This window comes from Amycolatopsis circi (assembly GCF_003385235.1).
In the GTDB taxonomy this organism is placed as follows: domain Bacteria; phylum Actinomycetota; class Actinomycetes; order Mycobacteriales; family Pseudonocardiaceae; genus Amycolatopsis; species Amycolatopsis circi.
The window spans coordinates 133624-139623 of sequence record NZ_PQIA01000012.1 but is presented as its reverse complement, the minus strand read 5'-3'; the positions used below and the strand labels follow the sequence as shown (position 1 = coordinate 139623).

The 6000-nt window shown below is 68.4% G+C and carries 7 protein-coding genes; 5 read left to right on the top strand and 2 right to left on the bottom strand.

What is annotated here, in order from left to right; genetic code table 11:
* A partial coding sequence (locus D0D37_RS06645; RefSeq protein WP_208719822.1) for a hypothetical protein occupies window positions 1–564 on the top strand: 564 nt, incomplete at its 5' end.
* 59 nt (window positions 565–623) lie between these two features.
* Complete coding sequence (locus tag D0D37_RS06640) at window positions 624–1307, top strand: DUF998 domain-containing protein (protein ID WP_116199620.1); 684 nt, start codon at window positions 624–626, stop codon at window positions 1305–1307.
* Here the strand turns inward: D0D37_RS06640 and D0D37_RS06635 are convergent.
* Window positions 1285–2313 carry a D-cysteine desulfhydrase family protein gene (locus D0D37_RS06635; RefSeq protein WP_116199619.1) on the bottom strand — a complete coding sequence of 343 codons (1029 nt, stop codon included), beginning with the start codon at window positions 2311–2313 and terminating at the stop codon, window positions 1285–1287. The two genes, D0D37_RS06640 and D0D37_RS06635, sit on opposite strands and share 23 nt — an antisense overlap.
* Before the next feature lie 51 nt (window positions 2314–2364).
* Window positions 2365–2967: a DinB family protein gene (locus D0D37_RS06630; RefSeq protein ID WP_116199618.1), complete on the bottom strand. Its 603-nt coding sequence runs from the start codon at window positions 2965–2967 to the stop codon at window positions 2365–2367.
* A gap of 91 nt (window positions 2968–3058) precedes the next feature.
* Between D0D37_RS06630 and D0D37_RS06625 the strand changes: the two genes are divergently transcribed.
* The 3 genes from D0D37_RS06625 to D0D37_RS06615 are packed head-to-tail and all read left to right on the top strand — an operon-like array spanning window position 3059 to window position 5833.
* Window positions 3059–4435, top strand: coding sequence for an amidase (locus D0D37_RS06625; protein WP_116199617.1), 1377 nt, complete (start codon window positions 3059–3061; stop codon window positions 4433–4435).
* Window positions 4402–4980, top strand: coding sequence for a TetR/AcrR family transcriptional regulator (locus tag D0D37_RS06620; RefSeq protein WP_116199616.1), 579 nt, complete (start codon window positions 4402–4404; stop codon window positions 4978–4980). The genes D0D37_RS06625 and D0D37_RS06620 overlap by 34 nt, the downstream gene beginning before the upstream one ends.
* Window positions 4964–5833 (top strand): oxygenase MpaB family protein, encoded by an 870-nt coding sequence (locus D0D37_RS06615; protein WP_244223413.1) that lies wholly within the window; start codon window positions 4964–4966, stop codon window positions 5831–5833. Before D0D37_RS06620 ends, D0D37_RS06615 begins: the two co-directional genes overlap by 17 nt.
* Window positions 5834–6000 lie beyond the last annotated feature (167 nt).

The following is a 6000-nucleotide window of genomic DNA, read 5'->3' as shown; positions in this document are numbered from 1 at the left end:
CACCAAGACCTAGCCCCCGCCCTGGCAACCGCGATCACCGCAGTAGCCAAAGCGAACAACCTGCACCCAGGCCACGCCCCCTCCAGCACAGTCTCAATCCTCCGCTGGACAGAATCCGAAGTAGAAGCCCTAGTCCTGGCCGACAGCCCAGTTGTCGCTTTTGGACACTTCGGCACCGACGTAGTGGCAGACGACCGCCTAATCTCCCTACGCAACAACGGCCTCCTGCAAACCAGCGCAGACGTCCGCCGCAGACGCAACGCCGAGGACGGCTTCTGGGTAGCCGAAGCCGACCCCTCCGCGGCCCACAAAGCAGTCCGCCGCAGCTGGCCGCGCGAAGACGTCGACGCAGTCCTGATAGCCACCGACGGCGTCGCGATCGGAGTGGATGAGTACGGCCTCTTCGACTGGCCAGAAGTCCTGCAGCTAGCCAAAAACAAAGGCCCCGAAGCAGTACTCGACGCAGTGCGCGCCGCGGAGAACGGCGACCCGCACGCAGTCCGCTGGCCGCGAGCCAAACGGCACGACGACCAGGTGCTCGTCCTGGCCGACTTCGCGGGGTAGGGGCGGAATCAGGGGTTTTCCCTGATCACGAAACGCCGCCGAGCCGCCAGTCTGGCTGCATGGGGAACTCACGAGGCGTCCGGGGATGGCGCCTGACCGCGCTCGCTGCGATCGCCTGGGGGCTGTTCACGATCACCGTGCTGCACCTCATCAGCTCGCACGACCCGATCTACGACACGCTTTCGAGCTACACGATCACCGATCGAGGGGAAGGCATGCTCGGGGCGAGCGTGCTGTCGGTGGCCGTCGGATCGCTCGCGGTGCTCGGTGCGCTGATCGCCGGCGGGGTGCCGATGACGTTCAGCACCAAGGCTTTGCTCATGCTGTGGGCGCTCGGGCTGGCGGTCGCCGCGGTTTTTCCGGCCAGCTACCCGCCGAGCCCGAATCCGCTCAGCGGCGACATCCACCTTTACTCGTGCCTGGTCGCGTTCGCGAGCCTGCCCGGCGCGGCGATCACGATGCTGGAACCGTTGCGCGGCACCGCGGAACGCGTGTTCGTGGTGCGCTGGCTGAAGTTCGGGCTCGCCGCGGTCGGACTGTTCGCGCTGAGCTTCCTGTTTGTCCGTCTCGACGAAGCCGGGGTGAAGCCGTTCCACGTGCTCACCGAGGTGCTGCCGGTGGGCGCGACGCAGCGGCTCACGCTGATCGCGAATGTCGCCCTGCTGCTGGTCCTGCTCCGCATCGCCGTGCGGACCGAAACCGCTCGCGCCGCGGTGCTCGTTACTTCTGCGCCTCAACAATGAATTCGGGCGCGTAACCGAACAATCCGGGAAGACCGCCGGTGTGGACGAACACGACGGTCTCCTCGGGCGAATACCGTCCCGCCGCCGCCCATTCCACCAGGGCGGCGGCGGCTTTTCCGGTGTAGACCGGGTCGAGCACCACGCCTTCGGTGCGGCCGAACAACCGGATCGCCTCCCAGGTCCCCGGCGTCGGAATGCCGTACCCCTCGCCGATCGTCGTGTCGCTCAACCACACGTGCTCCAGCTTCGGTGGGTCCAACCCAAGCAACTGCGCGGCACCCGCGGTGAGGTGGGACAAGTTGTCCACAGCCTCGTCGCGCGGGTGGCTGACGCAGGCGATGTCCAGGTCCAGCGAACCGAGCAACTCCGTGCCGAGCGCGAGCCCGGCGGCCGTGGCTCCGCTGGCGTGCGGACTCACGATTCCGGCCTGGTCCAGGCCCAGCTCCGCCAACTGGGCAGCCAGTTCGCGGGCGGCATCCACATAGCCGAGAACGCCGAGTGGGTCGGACCCGCCGACTGGGACCGTCCTAACTTTGCGACCCTCGTCCACAGCTTCGGCGAGCAGCCGCTCGTAGGTTGCTGCCGCCTCCGCGCCCGACGCGCAGACATGCACCCGCGCGCCGAAGAGGTGGTCGAGCGGAACGTTGCCGGACCGCTCGTAGGCGTCACCGGAGCGGGGCACCTCAGCGGTCAGCACCAGCTCGCAACGCAACCCAAGCCGCGCGCACGCCGCGGCGGTCTGGCGACCGTGGTTGGTCTGCAGCGCACCGAAGGTGATCACGGTGTCGGCTCCGTCAGCGAGCGCCGCGCCGAGGTGGAAGTCGAGCTTGCGCAGCTTGTTGCCGCCGACGCCGAGCGGGTGGACGTCGTCGCGCTTGAGCAGCAACCGGCGGATGCCGAGCGCTTCGCCAAGCCGCGGCGCCGGAACCAGCGGGGTCGGCCCGTGGTGGAGACCGGCGCGCGGAAAGCCGTCGAAGGCGGGGAACCGGGCGAAGTCGAACGTCATCGATCCTCCGTGCGCTGGCCGGGCAGGTGCCGTGCAGTTTAGGTGGCTTTCTCAAGCTGTCGCCGGGTCTGCGGCCTTGGCTGCCCGCTCGATTTCGGCTCGCCGGGCCTGCCAGAAGGCCGCGTCCCGGCCGCGGCGGGCCATGGCGGCCGCGTCCATCTCGACCACGCCGTCCAGCTGCTCGCGCAGGATGTCGGCGTGCCCGGCGTGCCGATTGGTCTCGGTCAGCATGTGGACGAGCACGTTGAACAGCAGCACCTCCGGGCGCGGCCACCAGGGCACGTAACCGGGCGAGTCGATGGGGAGAGCGGCGATTGTCGCGTCGGAATGCGCGCAGACGCGCTGGTAGCGGCTGGTGATTTCCTCGCGGGTTTCGTGCTCGGTCGCCCACAGGTCGGTGCCGCGCCGGCTGAGGTCGTCCCATCGCGGGACTGGCTCGGGGAAAGGCCGGTCGAACACCTCGCCGAAGTACCGGGCCTCGGCCAGCGCCAGGTGTTTGACCAGGCCGAGAAGGTTGGTCCCGGTCGAGGTCAGCGGGCGGCGAACGGCGTACTCGGACAGCCCGTCGAGCTTCCGGAGCATCGTCTGCCGGACCTCTTTCAGGTCGCCATGCAGGTACTCCTTCGCGAAGTCATCGATCACGACTCCGAGCATGCCCGAACTTCGCCTGCCGTGGTCAGGGGTGCTTTCCCGTCGCGAGCCGTGATACGTTCGTTCGAGCGAACGAGAGAACGGGGAGCCGCTGATGCCTTCCGCGACGACGGAGTTCACGAGCCTTGCCGACCAGGCCGCCGCGCTCGAAGCAGGCGAGGTCACGGCCGTGCAGCTCACCGAACTCGCGCTCAAGCGGGCCCACGCGAGCCAGCCGGTGCTCAACGCGTTCCGCGTTCTGCGTGACGAAGCCGCGCTCGCCGAGGCCGGTGAAGCTGATCGGCGCCGCGTCGATGGTGATCGCGCACCGTTGCTCGGGGTGCCGGTGGCGATCAAGGACGACGTCGACCTCACCGGTCTCCCCACCGCGTTCGGCTGCCCGGGCAACTTCCCGGTGGCCACCGGAGACGCACCAGCGGTAGCGCGGCTCAAGCAGGCCGGCGCGGTGATCATCGGCAAGACCAACACGCCTGAGCTGGGCCAATGGCCGTTCACCGAGGGGCCGGCGTTCGGCGCGACGCGCAATCCGTGGCAGCCCGCGCACACGCCCGGCGGATCGTCCGGCGGATCGGCCGCCGCGGTGGCAGCTGGGATCGTGGCTGCCGCGCTCGGGTCGGACGGGGCGGGTTCGGTACGCATCCCGGCGGCGTGGACGGGGCTCGTCGGGATCAAAACCCAGCGCGGCCGGATCCCGACCGACGGCGAACTGTTCCACGGCCTCACCGTGCTCGGCCCGCTCGCCCGGACGGTCGCCGACGCGGCCACGCTGCTCGACGTCACCGCGGGCACCGGCACGTCGTTCCAGACCGCCGCGCAGCGCGAACCCGGACGGCTGAGGATCGGTCTCTCCACTCGGATTCCCTTTACCGCCACCAAAACCAAGCTCGACCCAGTGGTCGAAGCGGCGGTGCGGCAGACCGCCGAAACGCTCGCCGGGCTGGGACACGAGATCGTGCCGGTCGAACCCGGGTACGGGCTGATCGGTCTCACCTTCCTGCCGCGATCGCTCACCGGCGTGCGCGATTGGGCCCGCCGCGTGCCGGAGCCGTCCGCGCTCGATCCGCGCACTCGCAGCAACGCCCAGCAAGGCGGCCTGCTCGCCGGACCCGCGCTGAAATTCGCCCGCGCGCTCGAACCCGTGCTGCGCCGCCGGATCGGCGGGATGTTCGGCGACATCGACGTCCTGCTCACGCCGACCACCGCCACCCCGCCGCCCGCGATCGGGTCCTTCGACGGGCTTTCCGGCTGGCAGACCGACCAGTCGATGATCGCCGCGTGCCCGTACGCTTGGCCGTGGAACGTGCTGGGCTGGCCCGGGGTGAACGTGCCTGCCGGACTGACCGCGGACGGGTTGCCGCTCGGTGCCCAGCTGCTCGGCCCGTCGCATTCCGAGGAGCGGCTGATTTCCGTTGCCGCGCAACTGGAAGAGGTGCTGCGATGGCCGGACCGACGTCCCGATCCGGCGTGGTGAGCACTCGCGACGCGATCCTCCGCGCCACCCTGAAAGTGGTCGGCGAGCAGGGCGTCGGCGGGCTCACCAACCGGCGCATCGTCGCCGCGGCCGGGGTTTCGCTCGGCACGCTGACGTATCACTTCCCGAGCCAGACCGAGCTGTTGCGCGAGGCGATGCTGCTGTTCGCCGAGGAGGAAACGGCGAAGCTGGCGGGAATTGTCGAGGTCTACCGGGAACAAGGGCTGAGCCTCGAACAAGCGGCGACTGTTGTGGAACACGTGATCAAGCAGCTGCCGTTCGGCACCGACGAACTCGCGCCGCACGAGCTGTATCTGCAATCCGCGCGCGACCCCGGCCTGCACGAAGCCTCCGCGAAATGCTTTGCCGCGTATGACGAATTGGCCATCACGATCCTCATCGCACTCGGCCTGCCGGATCCGGAGCGCGTGGCCGGGCCGGTGGTCGCGTTGATCGCCGGACTGCAGTTGCGTCGGCTCGCGACTGGCACGGACGTTCCGGCCGCCGAACCGCTAATGATGCTGTTGCATGGTGCCCGGGACTGACGTGGCCCCGCCGATCGTCCGCGGTACTGCGGCTTGGCGTTACTTCGGAGATTCCCGTGATCTGCTGCTCGCGGGACAGGTCCTCGTGCTGCAAGTCGCGCATCCGGTCGTCGCGGCCGGGGTGCGCGATCATTCGGATTATCGCGAGGATCCATGGACTCGGCTGATGCGCACCGTCGCTTCGCTGTCGATCTATGTGTACGGCGGGACAAAGGGCGCACAGGTCGAAGCCAAACGATTGCGGGAGCTGCATCGCACCTTCATCGGGGTAGCTGACGGCCGCCGCTACAGCGCGCTCGACCCCGGCGCGTACGCATGGGTGCACGCTACGCTGGTGATGGCTCCTGTTGACGCGCAACGGTTCTTCGGCCGCCCAATGTCCACTTCGGATCTTGACGAGTACTACGCGCAGATGTGCGGCATCGGCCGGATCCTCGGCGTCCGCGAGCGGTATTTGCCGCCGACCTGGCCGGAATTCGAGCGGTACTACCGGGAGACGATCGCCAGATTCGGTCCGAACGAGACGATCAGCACGCTGTTCGAAACCATCGACACCGTGGGGAAACCGTTCGCCCGCATGTCGGACCGCCGGTGGGCGACGCTCCAAAAAGGATACTCGACCGCGCAGATGTTCCTTATCCGCGCGACACTCCCGCCCGAGCTGCGGGACCGTCTTGGTCTGCAATGGACTGACGAGGACGCGCGCAAGTTCGCCCGCTTCTGCCGCGCGACAAGGATGCTCGGTGCCGTGATTCCGACGGCACTGCGCATTGCTCCCATGCGAACAGTCGGCAAGCTGAACGTGTGGCTGCGCGAGCACCCGCGGACTTACCGGTTTTTCGTCCGCTCGTAATGCGCCCCGGCGGCGACGTGTCGACAAACCGCAGACCACAATCGCCCGCCGAGCAGATCCGGATATCCTCCACACCGGTCGCGAGATCGACCGCATCCGCGGCCAGCACCGCAAACGACGTCGCCACCGGATCCGCCAGAGTAGGCACCTCCCGCTGCAGCACACCG